This is a genomic window from Methanoregula sp. (assembly GCF_049690535.1).
GTDB lineage: Archaea > Halobacteriota > Methanomicrobia > Methanomicrobiales > Methanospirillaceae > Methanoregula.
Window position 1 is genome coordinate 1 of the sequence record NZ_JBAVMX010000038.1, and the last position, 2,009, is coordinate 2,009.

At 50.4% G+C, this 2,009-nt stretch carries 2 protein-coding genes, 1 tRNA gene and 1 pseudogene; 1 reads left to right on the forward strand and 3 read right to left on the reverse strand.

What is annotated here, in order from left to right:
• From WCE46_RS03320 to WCE46_RS03330, 3 genes are all read right to left on the reverse strand, one after another.
• Positions 1–290 (reverse strand): NAD-dependent epimerase/dehydratase family protein (locus WCE46_RS03320; protein WP_424732283.1); only part of this gene is annotated, 290 nt, incomplete at its 3' end.
• Positions 291–414: 124 nt separating this feature from the next.
• Positions 415–1,461, reverse strand: a complete 1,047-nt coding sequence (gene gmd, locus WCE46_RS03325; RefSeq protein WP_424732284.1) for a GDP-mannose 4,6-dehydratase — start codon at positions 1,459–1,461, stop codon at positions 415–417.
• Between the two features lie 108 nt (positions 1,462–1,569).
• Positions 1,570–1,642: transfer RNA gene (locus WCE46_RS03330), tRNA-Thr, on the reverse strand.
• 213 nt (positions 1,643–1,855) lie between these two features.
• Between WCE46_RS03330 and WCE46_RS03335 the strand changes: the two are divergent.
• Positions 1,856–2,009, forward strand: a pseudogene (locus tag WCE46_RS03335) (methyl coenzyme M reductase-arginine methyltransferase Mmp10); the annotation flags it as partial.

Sequence of the window (2,009 nt, forward strand, 5' to 3'; positions counted from 1 at the left end):
GCGGCTTCGATCATCTGGATGCCCATGATTGCATTGTCGTAGAAGAGCTGGGCGGGGTAAGCCTGGTTGTATCCGATCCCGCCGACCCGTGCGGCAAGGTGGATAACGATATCCGAATCCTTTACCACATCCACACAATTTTCCCAGACCCGCAGATCAACCGCACGGCTCCGGGGGATGTTAATATCTTCTTTTCTCACTCCTTTTTGTAAGAGATCCTTGACTACCTGCGAACCAAAGAACCCTGCCCCACCGGTAATAAGAATTTTTTTATCAGACCAGAATGTCATTGCAAGCACCTGCAGGAAAGCCTGTGTCGTGAGGAGACCCGGCTAAACCTGTGCATAACGAGGACTGGTAAAACTAGGTTTTTCAATCCACTTAATGACCACAGCTTTTTTAAAATGTTCCCGTTCAGTCGCACTTCCACCACCGGTGCGGGAACTTTTTCCTGACAATCCCCTCGCCTTTGCCGATAGGATCCAGACCGGCAGATTTCATATCCGCATCTACCATGATCTTTACGAGATCGGCAAATTTTATGGTCGGTTTCCAGCCGAGAACCTTCGCAGACTTCTTTGCATCTGCAACAAGCACTTCAACTTCTGTCGGCCGGAAATATTTCGGATCGATCCGTACGTGTTCTTCAACGTCGAGTCCTGCGTATTTAAACGATTCATGTAAGAACTCGCGGACAGAATGCGTCTCCCCGGTCCCGATAACAAAATCATCCGCTTTTTCCTGCTGGAGGATCCGCCACATGCATTCGACGTACTCCGGGGCAAATCCCCAGTCCCGCTTTGCATCGAGATTTCCGAGATAGAGATAGTTCTCCTTCCCTGCGAGGATACGGGCAATCGCCCGGGTGATCTTTCGGGTGACAAACGTCTCGCCCCTGCGGGGGGACTCGTGGTTGAAAAGAATGCCGTTCGATGCAAAGAGATTGTATCCCTCCCGGTAGTTCCGGGTCATCCAGTAAGAGTACACCTTCGCGCAGGCATACGGGCTGCGCGGGTGGAAAACAGTGGTCTCACTCTGTGGAGGGGATGCCGCACCGAACATCTCGCTCGATGAAGCCTGATAAAACTTCACGGGGTTGTTGCTTCGGCGGATTGCTTCAAGAAGCCGGGTCGTCCCAAGGGCCGTAACATTACCGGTATACTCGGGGGTATCGAAACTGACCCGTACATGACTCTGTGCACCCAGATGATAGACTTCATCCGGCCGGATATTGTACATCACGTTTGCGATCTGTTCGGAATCAGAGAGATCACCGTAATGCAGGAAAAGACGAGCATTTGGTTCGTGCGGATCGATATAGATGGAATCGATCCGGCTTGTGTTAAAGGTGGATGACCGCCGCACCAACCCGTGAACTTCGTACCCTTTACTGAGCAGCAGTTCGGCAAGATACGACCCGTCCTGACCGGTGATCCCCGTAATGAAGGCTTTCTTTGTCATGATGCATCAAGCGTAACTACATATGAAATCCAAGGAAATTTCAAGGTATTGGATATACGTGCGGGATACTGACCAAAATTAAAACAAGCGGATGAATAAATAAAAGAAAGCCTCAGCCGTGATTTGAACACGGGACCTGCTGATTACAAGTCAGCCGCTCTGCCAACTAAGCCACTGAGGCGCCATATACAATAGGCATTTACTGGTAAAAAATGTGGCGTTATCCCGGGAGATCTTTCGGTAAAAAAGATCCAACAGATCACCTGAATTCGTGCAAAAATAAACACGGTCCCGAAGCCATCCCTCACAACAAATGCCCATGATTTTTCCCGGGTCACAGCATGTTCAATTCCAAATACATTATACGCACCGGAACGGAGTAATCTAACAACGAATGGCTCAGCTGACCGTGGATATCGGGGGACGGGCGGGCGTTGACTGCCGGGGATTCTGCGAATACTGTTACTTCAGGAAAGTAAAAACAACCCGGGCCTTCGGCTGCCGCTACTGCCTGCCGTTCAAAAAAGGCTGTGATTACTGCACGCGGG

Coding starts and splice junctions, on each gene's coding strand:
- gmd (WP_424732284.1), bottom strand. CDS start 1,461: ATGACAAAGAAAGCCTTCATTACGGGGATCACCGGTCAGGACGGGTCG.